Genomic DNA, 26,991 nt, shown 5'->3' with positions numbered 1-26,991 from the left:
TAATTATATCTACTTTTATAATTAGTAATATTAATAAGTTTTATAAAAAATTTTTTATATATTTCAAGAAAAAAAAGATTTTTATGAATCAAATGAAATTATATTTTAAATATTTAAAAAAAAAAGAAAAAGAAAATTAAGTAAATTTTTACTTAATTTAAGCAGTTACAGTTATAGTGTTATATGCTGTAGAAGCTTCATATCTGCTTGTTCCATCATATGAACAGTGTGCTGTGTATTCACCAGCGTATAAGTTGATTTGTAATTGGTATGCTCCATCAGTATCAGTTGTAGCCCAGTAAACTTTACTTGCACCATCACTTAAACGGGTTAATTTTAATGCAACATGTTGACCTATTAATGGTCTATTATTTGCATCTAAAAGTTTACCTGTGAAGTTTTGACCTGCACCATAAGTTTCATTGAACTTATCAGCAGTTAATACTGTTAAAGTTTTATTACTTGCTTCTTTTTGAACAACTATATTATTATTACAAGTACTTGGTAAGAATTTACCAGTCTCACCAGAATAAGAACATTCAGCTGTGTATGATCCGGGTGCTAAATTAATTTCTAATTCTGCAGTACCAGTGCTACTAGTTGTACTAAAGTAAGTTTTACTTGCCCCATCACTTACACGGGTTAATTTAATTGCTATATGTCTTCCTACAATTACTGCACCATTTAAATCTGTTAATTTAACAGTGTAGTTTTGTGGATTACCATAAACAATGTATAAGTTTTCACCAGTTAATACTGTGGTTGTTACTCCAACACCTACTACAACAGTTTTAGTAGTGTTATCATAAATTCCATTTTCAAGATAAGTTACGGTTAAGTTAAAGTTACCTTCTTCATTAGGTAAGGTTACAGTATAATTTGCTTGACCATTAACTACTTTAAGTGTGGTTGTTTGTCCATAGAATTTAACTGTTATTGTTCCATTTAAAGGAGTACCATTACGGTTAGTTACATTAATAGTTGCTGTTATAGTTTCTCCAGTTTCACCATTGATTGTTGGAACATCTATTACAACTTTTTCTTTAGTAACTACTAAGTTTGCAGATCCAGTTGAGGATTCATAAACTTCATTACCTAAATAGGTTGCAGTCATTTGATATTGACCTAATGGTTCTATGATAGTGTATTGAACAGTTCCTACTCCGTTAGATACATTTACTAAAGTATCCTGATCGTAGATATGGATTTTAACTGTTCCGTTTTTAACATCATAACCAGATTCATCTACTACATAAACATTTAAGGTTACAGTATCTCCAAGTGATCCTTGAACATCATCTATTTTGATTATTGTTGGTAATCCTTTAATATTTAATTTTCCAGCAGTAGTTGTAACTCCATAAGTATTTTTGTATCCATTATAAGTTACATAGAATGTGTATTCTCCACTTGCAGTTAATGTTATTGGAATTGAATAAGTTCCATTGGTTACATTTACTGTACTAATGTTTACTCCATTAATTGATAATGTTACATTTCCTAAACTTATAGGGTTACCTTGATTATCAGTTAATGTTCCAGTTACATGAGTACTTGTTAACACATCACCTGTAACATTGTTTACATTTAAAACTACACCAGTACCATTAATTGTTTCAGTGATAGTTTGTGAACCTATGGTTGCACTTACATTACTGTTTTCATTAGATTTGTAGTATGTTGCAGTGTATGTTCCATTTTCAAGTGTTGCACTTGTTGGACTTATACTTCCAGTTGTTGCAGAAAATGTTACTGTATTAAATGGGATGTAATATTCTAAATTCTTTTTATCTGAACCAGTTGTAGTGTATTTGTTAAGGTTTGCTGTAACACTTACAGTATTACCATTATCAGTGGTGGTCATATCCATTATTACCCAAGTTGATGGTTTAAAGTTTATATCTCCATCTTTTTGAGGGTTTGTATTATTTCCCCACCAATTGTAATCTGCACTACAGGTTCCACCATTATTATAAACACTTTTACCTTCAGGTGCATTATTTCCATAAAATGCACAGTAAGATGCACTAAATTGTGAAATAGCATTATTATAAACAGCTCCACCATATACGGTTGCAGTATTATATGCAAAAGTAGAGTTTATTACATCAGTAAAATTTGAAGATCCAATAGTTGCAATAGCTCCACCATATTGTGCAGTGTTGTTGAAGAATAAAGTATTGTTTATACGTGAGGTACCATTAACATTATATTTGTAGATAGCTCCTCCACTTCCAGTTGCAACATTGTTCATAAATATAGTGTTTTCACCTTTATTATAATAAGTGTAAAGGTGTCCTTGTGTAGAGTATATTGCTCCCCCATTATATGCTGTATTATTAATGAAGTTGGATCCATAAGACCATGTTAAGAATTTATTATAAATTGCTCCACCAAAACCATTTTTAGCATTCAAATTACTGTTAACACTATTATTTATTAAATCAGTGTGTCTTACACTTAATCCACCACGTTCTACATAAGCTGCTCCACCCTTTTGACTTGCATAGTTATTGCTTAATGTACTGTTTTCAATGATGAATTTACTGCTTTCATCTTTGCTTGTGTATTTACCATTTATTGCTATTGCTCCACCTGCAATGGTAGCATAATTATTTGTTAGGGTACAATTGTAAATATTAACATTAACATAATTGTTTTCGTCATTTATATAAATTGCTGATCCATAATCTGCTCTTGCATGTGTGAAGATTAAACCGGAAAATGTAACATTGGAGTTTCCTGTAACGGTGAATAAACGGTTGCTGTTACTTCCATCGATTATTGTATTTAAAGTTTTATCCATGGATGTAATTGTTAAATCTTTATTAATTGTAATACCAGTATTTCCTGTACCAGAATAAGTTCCATCATATAAGTATATTGTACTTCCACCTGTTGCAGAACTAACTGCTTTGTTGATAGTTTGGTATGGATTAGATGATGATCCAGTTCCATCAGTGTCACTACCTGTTGTACTTACATATATAGAATTTGCATTTTCTGCAGTTAATGTTTCTTGATTTTGTATTGTTTCAAGATTTGAGTTACCTAATGTAGTATTAGATGAGTAAACTGCATTAACTGATGCGTCATCTAGTGTAATACTAGTACTATCCGCATTAGTAGTGTTAGTATTATCTGCTGCAAATGCTGTATCTACAGATATGCATATTGCAAATGCAAGTAATGCTATTAAAACTAATGAGTATAGTTTTTTAGACTTAATACTTTAACCTCCTTATATTTAAAGTCATAAAAAATTTTGATATTTTATAAATTTAAGAAAAAACAATGTTTTCCTCATAAATTTTTAAAAAATATACATTATTAATTTAAGTCTATAATTGTATAAAAATTTTCTTATAATAATAAAATTAGAATAAATTATATTACTTAATATTTAAAAAAAATAAAAAAATAAAAAAAATTAATTTACAATAATATTTGCATTAGAATAACTAGATAAATATAAATCATTACCAGAATAAGAAGCCTTTGCAGTGTAATTACCTTTATATAAGTTTATTTCTAATTGATATTCACCATTAGTATCAGTAGTTACCCAATAAATTTTACTTAAACCATTAATAGGATTAGTTAAATTTAAAGCAATATGTTGACCAATCACAGGATTACCCAATTCATCAGTTAATCTACCAGTAAAATTACATCCTGCATTATAAGGATGATTAAATTCATTAGCACTTAAAATAGTACCAGTCTTATTATCCAAATTGCTCTTAACAATTATTGTATTATTAGTTTTACTAGAATTAAAATTACTTATACCATCAAAATAAGCATTAACTAAATATTCACCTGGTGCTAAGTTTATTTCCAAACTTTCAAATCCTAAAGTATCACTACTAACCCAATAAATTTTACTTAAACCATTAATAGGATTACTTAAATTTAAAGCAATATGTTGACCAATCACAGGATTACCTAATTCATCAGTTAATCGTATTGTATAATTTTTTGGAGTTCCATAAATTATTGTTAAATCTTCACCTTTTAAATTAGTATTCACTACTGTATTATTTGTAACTTTTAATGTAGAGTTAAAGATTATTGAGTTAAAATCACTTGTATTGCTTCCTGAATATATTCCACTTAATATGAATTCCCCATAAGATTTTGGAGTGTAATTTATACTTGCAATACCTTCTGTAACATTACAATAATCAATTAGCGTATTGTTTAATGTGAATGTGATTACTCCATTAGTTATTGGATTAAAATTATCATCAGTTAAATTAGCAGTTAATTTAATAGTTTTATTAATATCAATACTATTTGGTAAAGCTTCAAATCGTATAATACTTGTTCTAATATTTCCTAAATTATAAATATAATTTCCTAAGTCACTAGCTGTACAACCATTCATTGTATTATTATTTAGGGTTAAATCTGCAAGGTTATAGATTGCTCCACCATATCTTGCTTGAGAATTTGTTATTGTACAATTTGTTAATGTTAATTTTTGTACTTCATTATTAAAGATTGCTCCACCATTTTTAGCTGCATAAGAATTGGTTATTATTGTATTTGTTATATTACATGATCCAATATTATCTCCATAAATATCATTACATATTGCTCCTGCATCACTATTTGATGAGCGACTACCATTTATCACACTATTTTTTAGGTTTAAACTTCCTACATTATGTATTGTTCCACCTACGAATTTTGCACTGTTATCTTTAAATGTACAATTATTTATTTGCATAGGGAAATAAAAATTATAGATTGCTCCCCCAGTGGAGTCGGCATAATTATTCATAAATAAAGTATTAGTTATTGTGGCTTTACCCCAATTTTTTAATCCTCCACCTAATTCTTTTGCAGTGTTATTTATTATTTGTGAATTAGTTAAAGTTAAAGTTCCAAAATTGTACATAAATCCTCCACGACTAGCTTTATTATTTATGAAACTACAATTATCTATAATTGCAATTCCTCGTGAATTAACTTTTATCGCTCCACCTTCATCACTATACCCATTAGTAAGGGTTAAACCTTTCAGTGTTAAAATTCCCCCTTCATTTATTGTAATTATACTATCAGTGGTTCCTGCCCCATTTATTATTGTTGGAAGATTAGGGTTTGTTGTAGTAATTGTTAAAGTAGTATTTATTTTTATATAAGTATTATTCAATCCACTGTATTCCCCATTATTAAGGATTATTGTGCTTCCACTTGTAGATTTATTAATTGCATAATTTATGGATTGATAAGGATTGTCTTGTTTCCCATTTCCATTTGTATCACTTCCATTTAATGATACATATATATTATTTGATTCTTCATTTAACTCAGTATTAGCTAGAATATCAGAATTTGTATTATTAATTGTTACATTATTAATATTAAGGTTATCTGAAGCTGATACTGAAGTTAATGATAAAAATATTAGTAGTATTAACGTTAAAATTAGTATTGGTTTTTTAGTTTTCATTATCGTATTACCCTATAATTCTTTATTTATTATAAAAAAGTTCAACCGATAAGAATATTCATATCGATATATTTTAAAATATACTTATTTATAGTATTTAAAAATTATTAAAAAAAAATAGTTTAAAGAATTTAAAAAAATAAAAAGAAAAAATAGTAATAAAATATAAAAAATTAGAAATTAATTACACTTTACTGTTTTCAAATCTATCAAATTCAATTTGGAAAGCTGCTCCTCTTTGATTTAACTGTTTAACTGTACCTTCTAATTGATCTATAAGACTATCAATTATAGTAAATCCTAAACTATTTGCAGTTTCAATTGAGAAACCATCAGGTAAACCTTTACCATCATCTGCAACGATTAATGTCATGTGTTCCCCTTCTGATTTAAGTGATACCATGAAACTTCCTTTTTCTCCTTCTTCCCATCCATGTTCAATACTGTTTAATAAGAATTCACTTATAAGTAATCCAACAGGAACTGTTTCTTCCATAGTGAATTCTAAGGATTCAACATCAATAATTGGTCTTATATTACCAGCTCTGTGACTTGAAAGTAAACTTGTTACTTCAGATTCCACATAATGTTCCATGTTTACATGAACTAAATCTGATGAATGATACATACTTTCGTTAATTAACACCATACTGTTAATTCTATCACGAGTAGAACCTACAACTTTATCAGGATCATTAGGATTGAATCGCATATCTAAACTTAAGAAGCTTAAAATAATTTGTAAATTATTTTTAAATCTTTGATATAATCCTCGAAGAATAACATTTTTATCTTCTAAACTTATTTCTAAATTATTATAACTTTGTTGTAATTGTACTACTTCAGATATATCTTGTATGAAACCTGTGGAGTAAGGTACTCCAGTTTTTTCTGGTCCATAACAATGAACACTTAAACTAATATTTTTTATCCCAACTTTAGTTTGTATTGAAAGTTGAGTTGTAAAACTAGATTTATCTTTTATTGCTTGATCAATAAGTCTTCTTACTCTTAATTGTTCTTCCATATCACCATAAAGTTGTGATAGTAATATATCTGTTCCTAATTCTAAGTTTTCTGGTTCCTCTTCCAATATAGAGTAAATTTCATCTGTCCATCTGAAACCATTTATTGGATCCCAATGCATTACTGAAATTAAACCATCATTTGCTACAACTTCTAAGTCCTTTTTTAATTGGAAAGCTTCTTCTTCTGCAAGTTTTCTTTTTGTTATATCTTCACATACAACTTGTACAGCTGGTTTGTTTTTATAATTTACAGGTATCCCTTGTACATTTAACCATTTTGCTGTTCCGTTTGCAAAATATTTTTTAATTGTCCACACATGACTGTACACATCTCTGTCCTGAATTTGTATAAAAGTTTGTAAAGCTTCTGTGGATTTTTCTCCTTCAAATTCGAATTTATCACTTGTGAAGAATGTTTCTACATTTAATTTATTAATTTGTGTTTCTTGATCTTGAAAATTATTTATTAAATCTAAGAATTTTGTATTGGTTCTTACGAATTTTCCTTGATAGATTATTGCCATTGGTGATGGTGCTGTTTCAAATAAATCATGTTCTTCCTGTTGAAACACTAAATCGAATTCTGTTTCTCTTTTTGTTAAAAGTAATATCATATTATTGTATGGTACTATAATTTGAGTGTAAGATTCTATTACTTCTTTTTTAAAGAATTCTAATAAACGGCAATGATAGAATGTTCCTGCCTTTAGCACTTCTCGAAATATTTGAGGATATGCAAGTTCTCCTAGTTTTGGTAATACTCTTGTGAATAATCTTCCTTCTAAAGATAATGGATCGTCTAATCCACCATATTTTTGAAGTAAATCTGCTAATGTATCTGGTTTTGTTATTATAAAGTCTTCTCCATCATGCCATGGTAAAAGTATGTCTACTTTGTATTCCATACTATTTATCAAATTTCTTGTTTGTGAATCTACATTTATGTTTTGGTAATCGTTTTTTATATATTCTGATGGATTATAAAAATTTTCTTGATTGAATATTGCATGATTTATTTCGTTTGCGTCTTGGTCTACTAATGTTAATTTTACCATCAAATCACTCTTTTGAAAAAATAAGGATTAAAAATAATTGTTAAAAAATTTACTTTTCTTTTTATTTATTATACTATACTATTTTAAGTTTTTAATATATAAATTTATAATTTTAGTAAGGGTTTTAGTTTTTTTAGGGATTAATTATAAAAGGTTTGTTTTATTATAAATCTTATTATAGATATATTTTGTATTATTTTATAATATGGGGAAGTTTTTTTATGAAAGATTTTGAAAGTAAGATTAGTAGCATTAGAAAGGATTTAAAACCAGAATTGTTAGATAAGGTTGAAGCTAGTGATAATAGAGTTTTGATTTTTAAGAAAGTTGATTTTAAAGATGAAGACTTTGATTATTATTATCCAATAAACAATAATGCTTACAGTTACCTAAGATTAAAGTATGAAGAATATAAGAAAAATGAACTTTATACTATTGAATATTCAATATTTGATAATGATGAGAAAGCTAATCTAATTTATCAACTAAACCTTATAGGTGTAATGTTAGATAAAATAAAACTTAAGAAAAAAGGTGTAATAAAAGTAGATGAAAAAATTGCAATATACTTTAACACAGCAAATGAACCAACACCAATAAATGAAAAATCTGAAGAAATACAAGATCAACTAACCAACCTTGTAACAAGATTACCAGAAGTAACATTTAATGTATGGAAAAAATTAGATACTGGAATAGAGAAATATTTATAAAAGAAATTATATTTACTTATTTTCCAATTTCTTAATTTCAACTTTCTCTTCTTTCTCAACAGTTCTACCTACTTTTTTAAATTTTCTTAAAATACTATAAATCACAATAAGAACAGGCCAGATTTCTAAACGACCAATCCAAAAATCAATAATATAAACAATCTTAGTAATACTTGGAGATTGATAAGTCATTAAACCATCACTTAAACCTACATTACCCATAGCTGAAGCAATCTCAAAGAGCACACCTGAAAAATCATTATAATAAATTAAAACAATCATTGTACTGAGAACAAAAACTATTAAATAAATTAATATAAACATTAATGTATTTTTCATTATTTTGTCTGTTATAACATGCTTTTTTAAATGATAATATTTCGCATGTACAATAGCTTTACTAGGTTTTAATAAATGAAGAATTTGAATTTTAATACTTTTTACCATAACTCCTATTCTGTACCATTTAATACCTCCTCCAGTAGATCCAGTACCTGCACCTATAATCATAATAATAGTTAAAACTAATGTACCTATTGCATAGTAACCTTGATGTAATTGTGCAGGAAAACTAGTTTGCAAACCAGTAGTTGTAATAGCAGATACTACCTGGAAAAGTGCAAAACGGAAATTTTCAAAAATACTAGCACCATAAACATGATTATTTAATAAAAGAATTGTTAAAAATAGTGTAGAAACTATTAAAACAGTTAAAAAAACTTTAGTTTCAATATCTTTAAAATACTCTTTAATATGACCCTTAAATACCATAAAATGTAAATTAAAGTTAGTAGCACCTAAAATCATTAGAACCATAGCTACTACTTCAATTCTAAAACTATCATATTGGAAAATACTATTATTACTAGTAGCAAATCCACCACCAGATAAAGCAGTAAAAGTATAGAATACACTATCAAAAACGGGCATTCCTGCTATAATAAAACATATAATACCAACTGCTGTAAAACATAAATAAAAAACTAACATTAATTTTGTAGTATGTCGAATACTAGGGAAAATACGTTCATTTCTCCCCTCAGCTTGATATAAAGGAGTAACATCATTTCCAGCAACTTGCATTAAACTTAAAACCATAAAAATTATTCCTAAGCCACCAAACCATTGTGTGAAACCTCTCCAAAAATTAATAGTGTAAGGTATTGCACCAGTATCTGGAAACATACTATACCCAGTAGTTGTTAAACCACTCATAGCTTCAAAATAAGCATTAAGAAAACTTAACTCTCCACTTATAAAATAAGGAAATGCCGCAATAAGTGCAAAATATAACCAAAGAAAAACAGCAAGATACATACTTAATTTTAAAGTCATTTCACTTTTTCTTTTACAAAAATGAATAAGAATTAATGAAACAAAAATAGTAGAAACACCTACAATAAAGAAAGGAAAAACAAATTCATATTCTTTGTAAATAAATGCTACAAAAATAGGGAGCAAAATAACTAATCCTACTACTAGACCAGCATCACCAAAGTAATGAAGAAGAGTTTCAAAATTATTTGTAAATTTACGGCTTCTAATAAAAATTTTAACACAAACCCCTATATATAAACAATTACTAGTATATTATTTTTATCATTAATAAAACTTTAAAAAAAATTAAAGAATAATTTAAATTGTTTTATGTAATTTTCTTGCAATATTATAAAATACAATAACTACAGGCCAAATTTCTAAACGTCCAGCCCAAAAGTCAAAAGTATAAACTAATTTAACAACTAATGGTGAAGTAGGACCAACTAATCCATCACCTAAACCCACATTACCCATAGCAGATGCAATTTCGAATAAAACACCAGATAAATCGTTACAATACAATAAAACAATTAAAACACTAATAATATAAATGATTAAGTAAAGAGAAATGAAAGTTAAAGTATACTTCATCATCTTATCATCAATCCTATAATCCTTGATATGATGGTACTTATTAACTACTACTGCATTAGAAGGTTCAAGTAAACTTTTAATATGGTTTTGAATAGAATGATACATTATTCCAACTCTTTCAAGTTTAATACCCCCACCAGTAGATCCAGTACCTGCACCTATAATCATTATAATAACAAGAATGAACACTCCTAAATTAGTGTAACCACCATGTAATTCTGGAGCAAAACTTGTTTGTAAACCAGTAGTTGTAATAGCAGATATTACTTGGAAAAGTGCAAAACGGAAATTATGGAAAATATTAGATCCATACACATTATGATAAGTTAAAAGTAATCCTATAACAAGAATACTCACTACTGAAACTACTAAAAAGATTTTTGTTTCAATATCTTTAAAATATTCTCTCCATTTACCTTTTAAAACTACATAATGAAGGTTGAAATTTGTCCCACCTAAAATCATTAAAACAATAGCAACTAATTCTATAAGAAAACTATTATATTGATAAATACTAGAAGAAGATAAAGCAAATCCCCCAGTTGATATTGCAGAGAAAGAGTAAAAGATACTGTCAAATACCGGCATTCCAGCAATAATAAATAATATAATACCCACAACAGTTATTCCAGTGTAAATTAAAAGCATTGATTTAGTTGTATGTTTTATACTTGGAAATATACGTTCATCTCGTCCTTCAGCATTGTATAATGGTTTAACATCATTTCCAACAATTTGCATGATACTTAAAACCATAAAAACTATTCCTAAACCACCAATCCATTGTGTGAAACCTCTCCAAAAGTTAATACAATGAGGTATCATTTGAGTCGGTGAAAACATTGTAAAACCAGTTGTAGTAAAACCACTCATAGCTTCAAAGAAAGCATTCACAAAAGTTAATTCACCAGAAAGAACATAAGGTAATGCTCCTAAAAAAGAAATATACAACCATATGAACATTACAAAGAACATACTTAACTTAATTGACATTTTATTTCGTTTTTTAAATCCAAATTTAAGGATTAAAGAAAGAACAATACTAAAAATACCAACATATAAAAATGGAGTTATATAAGCTTCTTCCCCATAAATTAATGCTACAATAATTGGGATAAATAATGAAATTCCAATAAATATTCCCACTTCCCCAAAGTAATGGAGAATAGTTTCTAAATCTATTAAATATTTTCGTTTTATAAATGCCATATAAGTACAACCTCCTCACACTAATTAAAAAAAATTAATATTTTAATATTATACTTTTTAATATATTAACTTATTGAAAAAAAGACAAAAAATCAGTAAAATTATTAAAAAATTTAATGCAAAAAGAGACAATTATAAGCTTTTATTTAAAAAATAGGGAAAAATATAGAAAAAATTTGAAAAAAAATTGTTTAAATTGGAATAAAATTAAACCATTTTAAACTTCTTTTCAAGAACATAAATAACAAAAAATCCAATAATTACTAAAGCAACAATAGCAATTATATTAGTTCCAGCCATACTAGATGCCATCTTAACATAAGGTAAACGAATACTACCTAACATAATACCAATAAGAGCACTAATAGTAGCTGCTTTATAATATTCTAATAACCATTTAATAACACGAGTAAAACCAAGAAGACCAATAACAGCACCTAAAACGAATGTTATAATGTCCGCTATTTTTAAATTAGCTAAACAAGTAAGCATGTATTGATATTGACCTAAAAGTAAAAGAACAAATGATCCACTAATACCTGGTAAAATCATAGCACAAATAGCTATAAGTGCAGATATAAAAATTATTGGTATAGAATGATTAGCTGCAATAGGATTTAAACCAACAAAAATGAAAGTTAAAACTGTAAATATTGCAACAATAATTAAACTTTTAATATTAAGTTCTTCAAGTTCAGTGTATAAAATATAAGCTGATGCTATAATTAACCCTAAAAAGAAAGCAAAAGTATAAGCAGTATACACATCTAAACAAAAATTAATAACCTTTGCCAAAGACAGGAAAGCTATAGCTATCCCTAAAAGTAATGGTATGAAAAATTCAAAATCAATATCCTCTAATAATTTAGTTTTAAAGGAATGAAAATCACCATGGAGTAATGGTTTTAACCATATGAATTTAATATTACTAATAGCCCCAATTAAATGTTCATAAATTCCTGTTATTAAAGCTATTGTCCCTCCACTCACTCCTGGAACAATATCTGCTGAACCCATGCATAATCCACGGATAAAAATATAAAATGCGTTTTTTAATTTACTATTCATCAAAATAACCTCTATAAATATAATTTTTATAATAAATAAAATAATAATTACACTTTATTAAAACAAATATAAATAATTATATGTTTCACAATATCAAAAATAATTAAGTAAATAATAAATTTTATCTAAAAAACTATTATCTCCTTCATCATACTTTTTTAGTATATAAGAAAAACCTGGAAAAGTATTTACTTCACATAAATAAAATGTATCTGATTCCCCAAAAAGAAAGTCTATTCCACAGTAATCTAAACCTAAAATTTTAGAAATTTTAATAGCAAAGTTTATTAAGTCTTTAGATGGATTGTAATCCTTGAATCCTCCACCTTGATGTTTATTAGATCTAAAATCATTTGGATTATATCGTTCAAAACTATAAAAGAATTTATTATTTAATATTACTATCCTAACATCTCGACAAGTGCTTGTCATTATAGCTTCTTGAGCAATATAAGATTCCTCTTTTAAACTAATCTTTTTTAGTTCATGTTTTAAATCAATTTCATTACGGATTAAACTTATTCCTTCTCCACCATACCCATTATTTAATTTTATTACAAGTGGTAAACCTAATTCCTGTATAATATTTTTAGAATCTTCTAAATTTTTAATTTCCATAGTTTTTGGAACCTTAATATTATACAAATGATTCTTGATTTTTACTAATGTTAAAAATTTATTTCTAGCTAGATTCACATTATCTATAAGGTTTATAACTTTAACATTTAAGTATTCAAAACATTTTTTAATATTATAATAATCATGATTTTCTGGTTCTGGAACAATTATACTTAAAACAAAATCCGGATTAGCTGATATTTTATTGTTAATAGTAAATTTAAGATTATCTTGATTTAAATTGAATTTAATGTTTTTATAATTAACTAAATCTGTTTCTATATTGTTTTTCTTAAAAATTTTTAAAAGTAATTTAATTCCTTTTGGAGTTTTTCCTGTTTTAATATATTCCTCTAAATTATCTTCTATTAATATTAAGCCTTTCAACAAAAAACACTCCTTTAATTTTTATAATTCATTATTTTTTGATTGTTTATACATTATCCCAATTTCACGATATTTAAATAGTAAATAATAAGGAGCTAATATGAAACTTACAATATATACCCCAACAATGGAATTAAACTTACTATTACAGTAAATATTGTATATATTATTATGAAAATAACAAAGATTACATACCAATGAATATATTTGAACCAACCTATTGATCCTATTTTTTTAAATATTTTTTTAACTTTTAAACCTTCTCTTAAACTATTTGTTTCTGCAAGCCTACCTATTGCAATAAATCCTGCAATATCAAAAATAATTATTAAAATCAATGCAAATACAGCTAAAAATAAATTATGGAATACCAAATCTTTAAAAACATAAAGAGCATTTGCTGAACCTTTTAAAGTATAAGATTGTTTTATTATAATTAATATTAACTCAGGAATTTTATGTAATATATCTATATTATATTTTAAGAAAAATGATAATATAACAGTCAAAAATATTGGTATTATAAAATATATTAATCTAAGAATTGACGCTTTTATCCCAGGAATTATATTTTTTTTAAAATAAAAAATAGGCATTTCATCATGATTTTTTATTGTGCTTTTAATCACATTTAATAAATAACCAAATATTATTATGTTAAAAATAAAATTAATTGTACTTATAATAGTTGATGAATTTATATTTAATATTGAAATTAGTATAAAATCTACGATTTGAGTTAAGGATAATATTACTGCAATAACTATGAAGTCCTTTTTATCTTTGATTGGATAGTTTAATGATTGTTTAAGTAAGCTTAATGAACCCATATATACTCAATTCCTTTTATATTAAAATATTTTAGTATAATATTATTATTTTAATCATCATATATATTTAAATATATTTTTTTATTAGAATTAGTATGTTAATAATATATTAAAGTAAATAGAATATTTTTCCAAAATAAAAAAAATTATTATTTAAAAAAAAATAGGTAATGAGTATAAAAATAAAATAAATAGTATTTATTCCTAATACTCAAAAAAAAATTATATTTTAATTTGATTCTGTTTCTGTATAAATCATTCCAACATAATGGAAACCAGCCATAAATATGTAAGATATTATGAATAACATATCAAAGTATACGCCGATTTCAAATGGTAAAATTTCTGCTATAATAGTGGCTAAAATGAGTAATGCAAATGCTATAATAATTAAACTTATATACCATGCTAACATTTTACCCCAACCAATTTTACCAATTTTTTCAAATATTAATTTATGATTAAAACCATGTTTAAATCCATGAGTATCACTTATAATATGACCTATAACAGAAAACATTACAAATAAGAAAATTACAACTATTGCAACTATTGATGTTACTATTAAACCAAATATAAGGCTATTAATAACATCCACTGGTACTACTGTAGATAATTGACTAATTTTAAAAGCATCACTTAAACCTTGATTAGCAATTACTGTACTTAAATATTTATGAGTTTTTAATGCTGTAGTTACAATTCCAATATTTTTACCGAGATTTGTTAAAAAGGCTACAAAATAGATAATTACTACTGGGATTAATAAGTATAAAATATAGAATACTTTAGATCTTAAACCTTCAACTAGACTTTTCTTCCAATTAAAATCAGGAGCCCTTCTAATTCGTGAATTGCATGGTGAATTACATTTACTTCATAACCAGCTACAAAAACTGCTATTATTAATGAAATAAATTTTATAATCCCTGCAACTTCTGGACTTACTAAAGTTTCTGCAATAGCATTGAATAATTCTATAATACAAAATATAATTCCAAGTAACAACCATTCTTTTTTATTTTCAAAAGGATATTTTAAGGATATTTTAACCATTTGAGTTAAATTCAACTCGAAAACACTTCCTTAATTTTTTAAGTTTTTTATTTAATACATTTTTATAAAAAAAATTAATTAATTATTATAAAATAATAATTATAATTAAATTTTTCTTGTTTAAAGTATTTAAATTTTTTTCATAAAAATAGAGAGTGTCATTGAATTTTCTAGTTAAAAATTGAACATAAAATTATTATTTAAACTATTATAAAATTTTGTTCAGAAAAAGTAGAATTATTAAAAAAATAATTAAAAGTTTTAAAAGAAAAAAATAAAAATAATGGTTTGGATTTAAAAATATTTATTATTCATTATAAATATTCCCTAATGAACGATAAGTAAATAACATTATAAATGAACTTACAATTAATGCATTTATAAATGTACCGACATAAGGAATCATATCTATTAAACCACTAATTAAACTTAAAACCATTAAAATTATAACAAAAAGTATGAACCATCCTACATATTTCATCCAGCCAATAGAACTTATTTTATGGAATACTTCAACAAAGGATAATCCTTCTTTTAAACTATCAAATTCAGCCATACGAGCCATACCAATATAAGCTAATAATATAAATATAAGATATAAGATAACTGCAATTATAACAGTAATTATAACCCCATAAGTTAAACTTGTAGATAAACTTGCTGGTATAGAAGCACTTGAAGCTGTAGCATTATTAGCAAAAATATTAACTACTTTAATGAAATTTGAGAAAACACCAGTACCCCAAGCAACAAGAATAGTAATTATAGTTGGTATAATTAAATATACAAAATCTAAAACTGCAACTTTAACTCCATCTACAATATTCTTAACAATATCAAATTGTGGAAGATCTTCACCATTAATAGTAGCTTTAATAATACTAATAGAATATCCAAAAAGGATTAAACCAAGAACAATATCAACTATAGTATTAATAGTAGACATTACACTACTAGGATAACTAGTATTTAAAAAACTAAATATTCCAATAATTAAGAATAATACACCAACAATTAGCCATTTTTCATAATTTTGAATAGGAAAGTTTAATGATTCTTTCAAATTATCAGTTATTTCCATGAATTTTTCACCTCACATATATTATATAAGATTATTTTATTAATTAATAATATTTAATTTTTTAGAAATAAATTAAAAAAAATTAAACTTTAATATATTTTTTTATTCAAAAATAAAACAAAAATAGAAATATTAACTAAACTAAAGGAATTATAGAAACTTATAATATAAATAAGAAATATATAATTAACTTAAAAAATGTGAGGTGAAAAGTAATATGGGATTATTCAATTTCTTAAAAAAAGATAAAAAAGAAGACCAAGACAAAGAAAACCAAAATATAGTAGAAGAGGAAAACCAACAACAGGCTCAAGAAGATTTAACACAACAAGAACATGAAAAAAGAGGGAATAATATCCTAAAAGACCTTGCAAAAACAAGTAATAATAGACATGTACGATTAGCCGCAGTAAGTCAAATTAGAGACCAAAAAGATTTAGCTGAAGTAGGTAAACACTTTAAAGATAAATATGTGCGATTATTCGCAATTAATCGTATAGAAAAACCTTCAATTATCCATGATGTAGCAGAAAATGCTGAATACACTGATTCAAGAATGGTTGCTTGGAAACTATTAGGTGATGAAAAAAGAGCTTTTGCTGAAGTTGCAAAAAATGACAAAAATAAACAAGCAAGACAAAAATCATTAGAAGAAATTGATGATGAAGAAATTTTAACAGATATTGCAATTAATGCTAAAGATAAAAAAATCCAAACAGAAGCTTTAAACAAGATTAAAAAGGAAAAAAATTATAAAAAAATAGCACTAAATTCAAGCAATAAAAACATTGTAGTTAAAGCCTTACAAAAAATGGAAAAAAATGATAAAGACTTATTTGAAGAAATCATTAAAAACAATCCAGATAAAGATGTTAAAATGGAAGTAATTAACCATATTACTGATGTTGATCTTTTAAGAGGTATTGCGAAAAATGAGAAAAATGAAAAAGTAAGAGCTTATGCAATGAACAAAATTCCTAAAGAAAATCAAGAATTAATAAAAGAAATAGCATTAAACACTGAAAATAAGGAAGTCCAATTAGTAGCTATAGAGAAATTAAATGATGAAGAAACATTACGTAAAATTTTAAATGAAAGTAAAGATCATTCCATACTAATTGAAGCAATGAAAAAGATTACAAAGCCAGAAATTTTAGAAGATTTAGCTAAAAATAATAAGGATAAATTTGTTAGAATTGATGCAATAAAAAAAATAGGTAATCAAAAACTTTTAAAAGACATCATTGATAAGGAAGATGATGAATATACTTGTAAAATTGCTATAGAAAATCCTAAGTTTACTGATGAGAAATATTTAGAAGAAATTGCAGAAAATAATCAGAACAGTAAGATTAGAAAAGTTGCATTAAATAAAATAAAATCTGAGAATGTTTTAAAAGAAATAAGTGTTAATAGTAGTTTTGAAGATACTAGACATGAATCTTTTAATAAACTTAAAAAAGAGAAATCATTTATTGAATTAAGTGAAAACCCTGGATATAATGAAATACGTATACATGCAACTCAAAAAATAAGAAATATGGATACTTTAGAAAAATTAGCCTTGAATTCCCATTATAAAGATACACGTGTAGAAGCTACTAATAAACTTAAAAAGGATTCAATTATTAAAAAAATTGCTGTCTCTGATAATGATTGGGAAGTACGATATGCTGCTGTTAAAAAAATTAATAGTGTTCCTGAATTAAAAAAATTAATTAATAAAGAAAGTAATGAGTATGTTTTAAGATATATTAATGATAAAATTTCTAGGATAACTGGTAAGAAATAATATCATTAAAAATTTCATACTACTTTTTTTTACAATCATCTAAATATTTTTTTTATTTACTTTCTATTTTTGTATTATGTTCTTCAATTAATTTTTTAGCTAATGGTGTAATATTTTCATTTAATATTTCTTTTAAGTAATTTCCAGTGTATGTTCCACTTTCTGCTACTTCTTCTGGTGTTCCTGTTGCAATTACTCTTCCACCACCATCTCCTCCTTCAGGTCCTAAATCTATTATATGATCGGCAGTTTTTATAACATCTAAATTATGTTCTATCACCACTACACTGTTTCCTGCATCAGTTAAACGGTCTAATACACTAAGTAATCTTTTTATATCTGCAAAGTGTAATCCTGTAGTTGGTTCATCAAGGATGTATAATGTTTTACCTGTACTTGCCCGGGATAATTCTTTAGCTAGTTTCACACGTTGTGCTTCTCCACCTGAAAGAGTTGTTGCTGGTTGACCTAGTTTCATGTATCCTAATCCCACATCATTTAAGGTTTTTAATTTTTTATAAATATTTGGCACATTTTCAAAGAATTCTAATGCTTCTTCAACTGTCATCTCCAGTACTTCATAAATGTTTTTCCCTTTATAACGCACATCTAAAGTTTCTTCATTATATCTTTTACCTTTACAAACATCACATGGAACAAATACATCTGCTAAGAAGTGCATTTCTATTTGAACAATTCCATCACCATGACAAGCTTCACATCTCCCTCCTTTAACATTAAAACTAAATCGACCAGGTTTATATCCTCTTGCTTTAGCTAAAGGTGTTTTAGCAAATAATTCACGGATAGGGGTGAATAATCCAATATATGTTGCTGGATTACTTCTTGGTGTTCGCCCTATTGGTTTTTGATCTATTATAATGATTTTATCAATATTTCTCGCACCTTCAATACTATCATGTTCACCTGCATACATGTATTTACGATTAATTATAGTTGCAAGTCCTTTATAGAGGATTTGATTTATTAAACTACTTTTACCAGACCCACTTACTCCAGTTATACAAGTAAATAATCCTAATGGTATGGTTACATCTATATTTTTTAAATTATTTTGACGTGCTCCATGTATTATTATGTTTTTACCATTTCCTTCTCTGCGTTTTTTAGGTATGAGTATTGTTTCTTTTCGGGATAAGTATTTACCTGTTATTGAATCTGGAGATTCCATTATTTCTAATGGTGTACCTGCGGCTACAATGTTTCCTCCATGTTCACCTGCTCCAGGACCTATATCCACTACATAATCTGCTGATAATATTGTTTCTTCATCGTGTTCTACAATAATTAAGGTATTTCCTATGTCTCTTAAATGTTTAAGAGCATCTATTAATTTTAGATTATCTCTTTGATGCAATCCTATACTTGGTTCATCTAAAATATAACATACCCCCACTAATCCTGAACCTATCTGTGTAGCTAATCTTATTCTTTGTGCTTCTCCTCCAGATAAGGTCCCACTACTTCTTGATAAGCTTATGTAATCTAAACCTACATCAATTAAGAATTTGAGTCTTTGATTTATTTCTTTTAGGATTTCTTTTGCTATGAATTGGTCCCTATCACTTAGTTGTAAGTCTTGGAAAAATTGGTAAGAGTCTTTTATTGCTAATTCACATATTTCTGCAATGTTTAATTCCCCTACTGTTACTGCTAGTGCTTCTGGTTTTAATCTTCTCCCATGACAAACATAACATTCCCTGTCACTCATAAATTTTTTAATATATTTACGGTTCCCATTAGATTTGGTTTCAAAGTATAATCTTTGTAACCTTACTACAACTCCTTCATATTTACGGTTTACATGATATGATTTGTTTCTTCTTTGAAATGCAAAGGCTATTCTCTCATCTGTTCCGAATAATATTATGTCTTGTACTTCTTTTGGTAAGTCCTTGAATGGTACATCCATACTGAAATTGTAATGATTGGATAATGCTTGTAACATTTGACTGTAGTATCCTTCTTTTTTATTATTTTTACTCCATGGTATTATTGCTCCTTCATTTAAGCTTAAATCAGGATTAGGTACTACCAAGTCCGGGTTGATTTCTAATTTAGAACCTATCCCATTACATTCTGGACATGCTCCATGTGGACTGTTAAAACTGAACATTCTTGGAGATAATTCATCAAAGCTTATTCCACAGTCTGGACAAGCAAAGTCTTCAGAGTACATTTTCTCATATTTATCCCCTTGTTTGTTTTCATATAGGACATTTATTACTCCTTCCCCAAATTGACTAGCTGTTTCTAATGAGTCAGATAGTCTTCTGTTGAAGTCTAAATCTTTTCTGATTATTAATCTATCAACAATTACTTCTATAGTATGTTTGAATGTTTTTTTAAGGTTAAATGTTTCTTCTAGTTCATGAATTTCACCATCAACTCGTACTCTTACAAATCCTTTTTCTCTTAAATCTTCGAAGACATTTTTATGTTGTCCTTTTCTGTCTTTGATAATTGGTGCGAGGATTTGTACTTTTAATCCTTCTCCTTCACTTATGATGTTTTGTGCTATTTGACCTATTGTTTGTTGACTGATTTCTTTTCCACATTCTGGACAGTGTGGTATTCCTATTCTTGCATATAATAATCTAAGGTAATCATAGATTTCTGTTATTGTTCCAACTGTTGATCTTGGGTTTTCACGTGTAGTTTTTTGATCTATACTTATTGCTGGACTTAATCCTTCTATGTAATCTACTTCAGGTTTTTTCATTTGTCCCAGAAATTGTCTTGCATAAGCTGATAGGGATTCTACATATCTTCTTTGTCCTTCTGCATATATTGTGTCAAATGCAAGGGTTGTTTTTCCTGATCCACTTAGTCCAGTTATTACTATGAAGTCTTCCCTAGGGAGAGATAAGTTAATGTTTTGTAAGTTGTGTTCTCTTGCTCCCTTGAGTATGATTTGTTTTTTACTTGTATTATTAGTCATTTTAGTGTTTTCCCACCTTAATTTATTTTTTTGGTTTGATTATTTTTTTTGTTTTTTATTTAATACTTGTTTTAGCATAGCATTTGGTAAGTATTTTTTTAGATATTATATTTTAAATTTTTATATTAAATAAAGATATTAGTTTTATAGTATAAAAACTATCTTATTTTTGGAGAAAAATTAAATAAAATCAAACCTTACAACATTTTTTTATTTAATAAAATAAATAATTTAAAAAAAGATAAATAATAAAAGCATGATAAAATAAAATAATTATAAATTATTCATAGAAGGTAAGGTAAGGTAATGTATACTTTAACACTTGAATTTAAAAAACAGAAAAAAAATTATTCATATAGATTTAAAGATTTAAATGAATTAATCTGTGAATGTCCCAGATACGAAAATATTGAATCTTTCAGTTTAGCTCCAGTATTTGATAAATTAGATGATAATATTTGTATATTAAAACCCTTAAAGAATAATGATTTCTTATTCCTTTATTCAAGTAATACTTTCTTTAATGAGTATATACCTAATCTTGGGGATTATTTAAAAGGAAGACTTTTAAGTGAAGTTTTTAGATTTAACCCATTATATGAAAAATTAAATGATAATCAAACAACAATAAAATTAGATATAGAATTTGATTTACAATTATTAATTAATGAAAAACTATTAAAATTTTATAAAGTATCCTTTTTTAAACAAAACGAGTATTACTACTTAATTTTTAGAGATAAAACTAAAATTTATCAAGAAAAAAAACGTAGCAATCGTGTTTTTGAAGAAGCATACATTCCAAGATTGCAAATCAACAATGATTATCAAATTATTAAATCAAACCAAGCATTTAAAGAAAAAATTGGTTATAGTATAACTGAATTAAATAAAAAAGGAATTGATAATATTGTTAAAACAATCCATAATAATCCTAAAGGATTAACAAGTTTTATTGATAATTTCAGTGCTATTTTTAAAAGTGAAATTGAGAACTCTAATTTAGAATGTGAAATATTAACCAAAGATGGAGATAATTTATGGTTTAATACTTATATTCGCCAAATTGATGATAATTTGATACAAATTGGTTTTCATTATATTAAAAAAATTAAAGAAACAGGTGATACTGATTTAAGTTTTCTTGATAACTTTATGAATAAACAAAAAGGTTATAAGACTGCTATTAGTATCCGTGAAGGAAATACTGTTAAATGGACACCTGAAATTTATGAAATCCTTGAAATCAATCAGAATAATGTGGATTTAAACTCTAATGATAATTTCATTTACTATTACACACTTCCAGGTGAAGATGAAAAAATTCAAACAATCATTGATAATTTAAGTGATAATCAGATAGAGAAATGTATTTATGGAATTAAAACCGCAAAAGGGAATATTAAATATTTAAAATCATTATTTAGTGTTCAATATATTAACAATAAGCGTAATATTTACACATTCACACAAGATATTACAGACGAAGTTAAATCAGAACAAAATGCTTTAAAATTACAGGAAAACTTTGAATTAATCCAAGATACAAGTAAAATTGGACTTACAACTTATGAGAAGGGAAAATATTCCTACACCCCAGAAATTTATAAAATCTTTGGAATAACTCCTAATGAATATCCTGATACTGTCTCTTTAATGCATGAATTTTTAGTCCCAGAAGATAAAAATAAATTAGTAGAGGTATTTGATTTAAGTACAAGTAAACCAACAAGTGAAGTAACCTACCGTATAATTAGTCAAGACAATACTTTAAAATATATTTACAGTCAAAATAAGGCAATATTTAATAAATATGGGCAGGTTATTAGAAAGATTGGTTTTATAATGGATGTTACTGAAGAAACATTAGCTAAAAATGAAGCTTTTGAATTACAAGATAATATTAATCAAATACAAAGTTTAAGTAAAATATTCATAACCACTTATAAAGATGGAAATTTTACATATACAGATGAAGCGTACAATCTTTGTGAAACAACAAAAGAAGAAACAGCTTCTAATGATTTAATAAATGTTGTTGTACCTGAAGATTTAAAGAAAATATTTAAATTAGTAAATAGTGTTTCTTATGAAAATCCAAATTTCCAAATTAAATATCGTATTCTCACAGCTAAAGGTAATAATCGTATTTTTTCATGCAAAGCTACTGGTAAATTTGATGATAAACATGAATTAATTAAAATTGTTGGATTTATTCAAGACGTTACAGAAACCGTGGAATATGAAGAAACATTAAAACAATTATCAGAAGATCGAAAAGTGCTTTTACAAGAAGTTCATCATCGTGTTAAGAATAATCTACAACTTATTTTAAGCTTTTTAAATCTTGAATCAAGATTTAATAAAAATAATCCAGAATATGTTTTAAATCAAGCATATAATCGTATTCATACTATGGCTTTAACACACGAGGAGGTTTATAATAGTGATAGTTTATCTAATGTTAATTTAAAAACATTCCTTGAAGATGCAATTAATAATTTATTTAACCTTTACTCTAAGGGTAATATTAAATTACATTTAGATATTGAACCTATTGAAATAGATATGGATCGTAGCATTCCTCTTGGTTTACTTGTTAATGAAGTTTCATTAAACACTATAAAATATGCATTCCCTAATGAAGTTGAAGGAAATTATTATATTACCATTAAAAACATTGATGGAATATTAGATTTAAAGATTTGGGATGATGGTGTAGGGTTAGCAAATGGTGTTGATTTGTTCACTGCTGAAAGTTTAGGTTTTATTATTATTCGAAACTTCACACAACAATTAGATGCAAATTTAACACAATTAAGTAATGTTAAAGGTTTTGGTTTAGAATTAAAATTTAAAATCTAAAAACCATAACACATTTTTTAACTATTTTTTAAATTAGAAAAAACTTTTTATATTTTCTTAAATTCAATTTCTAATTTATTTAATGAATCTAATATTTCACTATATTTCTTATTTCTTTTTTTATTAATTTCGATTAAATCATTGAATGAATTTGTTACAAAATCATTAGGCACTTTTAAATTAGTCATGACTTTTATATTATTATTTAAATTTTCTTGGTTTTGTATAATGGATTTTTTGAACCCTATTAATGCATTTATGGAATTATAAATATCTTCTTTTTCTTCTTTTAAAATTGGTTCATTGTAAAGTTTTGTGAAATAAAATCCAATATTTATTATTTTTGTTAAGTTTTCAAATATTAAATCTGAATTCTCTTTAATTACGCTATATTCATTCATATTTACTTGAGCAATATCATTACATATTAATTCTATTTCATTTGGTGATGGTGAATCCTTCAAATGATTAATACTTTTAATTCTAACTTTATTTGATAAGTTAATAGCATTTGTTAACTCATTAGTATATTTAGCATAATTTTCAACATAATTTTGTAAACTTTCACAAGTTTTATAGTATTTCTTTTTAATTGGTAAATCTTCATTAATCATAAAAATATAATATTCCTCCCTAAAAAAAATTAATTCTTTAATATATTTTATATGATTTTAAGCATTTATACTTAAAAAAAAAATATTATGAATTCTTAAATAAAATAGAAATTTAATTTAAATTTAAAAAATGAAAATTTATATTTTTTTTGTTTTAATAAACTAAAAGTAATTATAGAAAAATGTTTATATCTTGGATATATAATTATTTAATTGAATAATAAAAATCTTAATTTATGAAAAAAACTTTAAAAATTAAAAAATTTTCTCTTGATTCGCTTCTTAATTTTAAAAATATGATTAAATAAGTTATAAACGAGATGTCCCTAATATGAAAGTAAAATGTCAATTATTAGATGAAAATAATAATATAATACTTAATAAGAACATTAATAAAACTAGTTTACTAAAAGAAACCACTAATGTTATAAGTGATTTGAAACCTTATAATGATAAAGATTTTTTAGATAACTTTAATGAAATAGTTAATGTACTTATACCTTATAATAATTGTAAGGATTATGTTATACAATATTCTAACTTTAGTAAATCCCCGTTTAACCCAGATATTAGTGATTATATTTTATTTAATAAATCTTTTTTTAAATTATGTCCTTTAATGATGGATTTAGGTTTTAAGGAAATCTTTGATGAAGTTTATAAAACAGGAAATTCACGAAATATTAAACTCTTATACTATGGAGATAATTCATTATTATATGAATCTAATCAAAAAATTTTTAAACATAAGAATAACATTGTTATTATTTTTTATGTGGAATCTAAGTTTAAATTAATTGATGAAAATGAAATTGAATTATTATATAATGCACCTGATCCTTTAATGATTATTCAAGACCAAAAAATTGTAGAAGCAAATAGTGCAATTGAAAAAATTACAGGTTATACTCCAAGTGAAATTATAGGTAAAAATTTTTACTTTAATAATCCCCAATTTAAAAGAAACCCAACACCTTCTAAAATCCATGAAATTTATACAAAAATAATTAAAAAAGAAATGTTTAATTATACTGATATTTTAACCCTAAAACATAAAAATGGGCAAACTGTTTATGTTAAATCTACAATGCAACCCTCCCGTTTTAATGGAAAACCAGCAGCACTATTCTATGCTTTTGACATAACAGAAGGAGTGAATCATCAAATACGGGCAGAAAAATTAGATAATGCACTTAATATGGTTTCAAACGTAAGCAAAATAGCATATATTTACTGGGATTGCCATAACGGTTTTGAATGGAGTGATGAATTCTATAATATAATTGAAGAAAAAAAAGAAGACATTGATTTAAATGATGACATAATCCAACATTACATTGTAAAAGAAGAATTTGAGAGAGTTAATTCTCTATTATTTGATGAACTTAAAAAAACTCAAACAGCATTAATTCGAACAAAAATAGAAAAACAAAAAGGAATAAAGGACATTGAATTATATGTTGATTGTAAAACTGATAAAGATGGTAAATTAGTTCAAGGTGTAGGATACCTCCAAGATATTAGTGAGAAAGTTTGGGAGCAAAAAGAACTTAGAAATTTAAATAATGAAAAAGAAATCCTCTTAAAAGAAGTACATCACAGAGTTAAAAACAATTTACAAATAATATCCAGTTTATTAAACCTTAATATGCATTATAAACCCAATAAACCAACAGAAATTTTAGAATCTACAAAAAATCGTATAAATAGTATGGCAACAGTTCATAAAAAAATTTATCAATCAAATGATAACGTTCATATAAATTTAAAAGAATATATTGAAGAAGAAGTGCAAAACATTTCAAAAAGAAATAAAAAACCAAATATAAATTTAGATTTTAATTTAGATGATGTAAAAGTAGGAATAGATAAAGCTATTCCTTTAAGTTTAATCATTTCCGGTATAATTAATAATAGTTTTGCATATGCATTCCCAAGTAATGAAAAAGGCAATATTAAAATCAGCTTAGAAAAGAATTCTAAAGGATTAATAAAATTATTAATAGCAGATAATGGAATTGGTTTACCTTCAAATGTTAATATAGAAAACCCAAAAGATGTTGGTATAATATTAATAAAAAGTTTAACTGAACAAATTGAAGGATCTATAGAACTACTACCTCTACCAGGTACTGCTTATGAGATAAACTTTACTGATTAAAAAAAAGAAATTATAAAAGGTAAGTATTGAATTTCTTAATTCCCCATTTTTTTATAATAAATCTTCAATATAATTATATTTAATCTGAATTAATGTATAATTAATCAAACTTGGTTCTGTCAAAAACTTAGTTGATTTTATTTTTTGAAAAATTTTGACTCATAATTTTTTTAA

The 26,991-nt window shown here is 25.7% G+C and carries 17 protein-coding genes; 4 read left to right on the top strand and 13 right to left on the bottom strand.

The features are described 5' to 3' along the window. Positions 1 to 157: 157 nt before the first annotated feature. The 3 genes from BP997_RS00670 to BP997_RS00660 all read right to left on the bottom strand — a co-directional run bounded on the left by BP997_RS00670 (position 158) and on the right by BP997_RS00660 (position 7,547). Positions 158 to 2,806, bottom strand: a complete 2,649-nt coding sequence (locus tag BP997_RS00670) for a hypothetical protein (RefSeq protein WP_409199046.1) — start codon at positions 2,804 to 2,806, stop codon at positions 158 to 160. A gap of 624 nt (positions 2,807 to 3,430) precedes the next feature. After that, complete coding sequence (locus BP997_RS00665) at positions 3,431 to 5,464, bottom strand: hypothetical protein (RefSeq protein WP_413828637.1); 2,034 nt, start codon at positions 5,462 to 5,464, stop codon at positions 3,431 to 3,433. Between the two features lie 184 nt (positions 5,465 to 5,648). Further along, entirely contained in the window at positions 5,649 to 7,547 is a 1,899-nt protein-coding gene (locus BP997_RS00660; RefSeq protein ID WP_409197521.1) for a histidine kinase dimerization/phosphoacceptor domain -containing protein, read from the bottom strand. Positions 7,548 to 7,768: 221 nt separating this feature from the next. Here BP997_RS00660 and BP997_RS00655 point away from each other — a divergent pair, with 221 nt between their 5' ends. Beyond that, positions 7,769 to 8,260: a hypothetical protein gene (locus tag BP997_RS00655; protein WP_413825600.1), complete on the top strand. Its 492-nt coding sequence runs from the start codon at positions 7,769 to 7,771 to the stop codon at positions 8,258 to 8,260. A 12-nt stretch (positions 8,261 to 8,272) separates the two neighbouring features. On the opposite strand, the gene BP997_RS00650 is transcribed toward BP997_RS00655, so the two are convergent. From BP997_RS00650 to BP997_RS00615, 8 genes are all read right to left on the bottom strand, one after another. Then, the gene (locus BP997_RS00650; RefSeq protein WP_413825598.1) at positions 8,273 to 9,721 is read right to left on the bottom strand and encodes a TrkH family potassium uptake protein; all 1,449 of its coding nucleotides are present in this window, start codon (positions 9,719 to 9,721) and stop codon (positions 8,273 to 8,275) included. A 174-nt stretch (positions 9,722 to 9,895) separates the two neighbouring features. Then, positions 9,896 to 11,383 (bottom strand): TrkH family potassium uptake protein, encoded by a 1,488-nt coding sequence (locus tag BP997_RS00645; protein ID WP_413825596.1) that lies wholly within the window; start codon positions 11,381 to 11,383, stop codon positions 9,896 to 9,898. 207 nt (positions 11,384 to 11,590) lie between these two features. Then, positions 11,591 to 12,400 (bottom strand): DUF368 domain-containing protein, encoded by an 810-nt coding sequence (locus BP997_RS00640; protein ID WP_413828651.1) that lies wholly within the window; start codon positions 12,398 to 12,400, stop codon positions 11,591 to 11,593. A gap of 144 nt (positions 12,401 to 12,544) precedes the next feature. After that, positions 12,545 to 13,456 carry an ATP-grasp domain-containing protein gene (locus BP997_RS00635; RefSeq protein ID WP_413825594.1) on the bottom strand — a complete coding sequence of 304 codons (912 nt, stop codon included), beginning with the start codon at positions 13,454 to 13,456 and terminating at the stop codon, positions 12,545 to 12,547. Between the two features lie 107 nt (positions 13,457 to 13,563). Next, positions 13,564 to 14,286 carry a DUF4013 domain-containing protein gene (locus BP997_RS00630; protein ID WP_413825592.1) on the bottom strand — a complete coding sequence of 241 codons (723 nt, stop codon included), beginning with the start codon at positions 14,284 to 14,286 and terminating at the stop codon, positions 13,564 to 13,566. A gap of 229 nt (positions 14,287 to 14,515) precedes the next feature. Next, a complete protein-coding gene (locus BP997_RS00625; RefSeq protein WP_413825604.1) occupies positions 14,516 to 15,133 on the bottom strand; it encodes a DUF4013 domain-containing protein in 618 nt (205 codons plus the stop codon). Beyond that, positions 15,094 to 15,357: a hypothetical protein gene (locus BP997_RS00620; protein ID WP_413825590.1), complete on the bottom strand. Its 264-nt coding sequence runs from the start codon at positions 15,355 to 15,357 to the stop codon at positions 15,094 to 15,096. The genes BP997_RS00625 and BP997_RS00620 overlap by 40 nt, the downstream gene beginning before the upstream one ends. 292 nt (positions 15,358 to 15,649) lie before the next feature. Continuing rightward, positions 15,650 to 16,423: a DUF4013 domain-containing protein gene (locus tag BP997_RS00615; RefSeq protein WP_413825588.1), complete on the bottom strand. Its 774-nt coding sequence runs from the start codon at positions 16,421 to 16,423 to the stop codon at positions 15,650 to 15,652. A 217-nt stretch (positions 16,424 to 16,640) separates the two neighbouring features. On the opposite strand from BP997_RS00615, the gene BP997_RS00610 reads away from it, so the two are divergent. Beyond that, positions 16,641 to 18,215 (top strand): hypothetical protein, encoded by a 1,575-nt coding sequence (locus BP997_RS00610; protein ID WP_413825586.1) that lies wholly within the window; start codon positions 16,641 to 16,643, stop codon positions 18,213 to 18,215. Positions 18,216 to 18,267: 52 nt separating this feature from the next. Here BP997_RS00610 and uvrA read toward each other — a convergent pair whose 3' ends face one another. Next, positions 18,268 to 21,177 carry an excinuclease ABC subunit UvrA gene (gene uvrA / locus BP997_RS00605; RefSeq protein ID WP_413825584.1) on the bottom strand — a complete coding sequence of 970 codons (2,910 nt, stop codon included), beginning with the start codon at positions 21,175 to 21,177 and terminating at the stop codon, positions 18,268 to 18,270. Between the two features lie 306 nt (positions 21,178 to 21,483). Here uvrA and BP997_RS00600 point away from each other — a divergent pair, with 306 nt between their 5' ends. Further along, a complete protein-coding gene (locus BP997_RS00600; RefSeq protein WP_413828635.1) occupies positions 21,484 to 24,042 on the top strand; it encodes a PAS domain-containing sensor histidine kinase in 2,559 nt (852 codons plus the stop codon). A gap of 47 nt (positions 24,043 to 24,089) precedes the next feature. Here the strand turns inward: BP997_RS00600 and BP997_RS00595 are convergent, their stop codons facing one another. Beyond that, positions 24,090 to 24,656: a hypothetical protein gene (locus BP997_RS00595; RefSeq protein WP_413828292.1), complete on the bottom strand. Its 567-nt coding sequence runs from the start codon at positions 24,654 to 24,656 to the stop codon at positions 24,090 to 24,092. Positions 24,657 to 24,987: 331 nt separating this feature from the next. Here BP997_RS00595 and BP997_RS00590 point away from each other — a divergent pair, with 331 nt between their 5' ends. Further along, positions 24,988 to 26,817 (top strand): histidine kinase dimerization/phosphoacceptor domain -containing protein, encoded by a 1,830-nt coding sequence (locus tag BP997_RS00590; protein ID WP_413828633.1) that lies wholly within the window; start codon positions 24,988 to 24,990, stop codon positions 26,815 to 26,817. Positions 26,818 to 26,991 lie beyond the last annotated feature (174 nt).

The organism is Methanobrevibacter sp. UBA412 (assembly GCA_002495685.1).
GTDB lineage: Archaea > Methanobacteriota > Methanobacteria > Methanobacteriales > Methanobacteriaceae > Methanobrevibacter_A > Methanobrevibacter_A acididurans.
This window is presented reverse-complemented; position numbering and strand designations above follow the sequence as displayed.